This is a genomic window from Bradyrhizobium sp. LeoB3 (genome assembly GCF_055456055.1).
Map to the genome: position 1 here is coordinate 1 of NZ_JBVBEF010000462.1, position 262 is coordinate 262.

The 262-nt window shown below is 65.3% G+C and carries 1 pseudogene; it reads right to left on the reverse strand.

Annotation, left to right across the window (positions count from 1 at the left end):
- Window positions 1-262 (reverse strand): annotated as a pseudogene (locus ACZXDY_RS46710) (phosphomannomutase/phosphoglucomutase); the annotation flags it as partial.

The following is a 262-nucleotide window of genomic DNA, read 5'->3' on the forward strand; positions in this document are numbered from 1 at the left end:
TGCGCGTCCTTGTGGATCGCCGACATGTCGCGCGCCAGCATCACGCCGACCTTGTCGGCGAAGATCTCCTCGCCGGTGTTGTCGACCACGCCGCAGCGGTCGCCGTCGCCGTCGAAGCCGAGGCCGACATCGGCCTTGTGCTGCAAGACCGCGTCGCGGATCGCGTGCAGCATCTCCATGTCTTCCGGGTTCGGATTGTATTTCGGAAAGGTGTGGTCGAGCTCGGTGTCGAGCGGGATCACCTCGCAGCCGATCGCCTCCA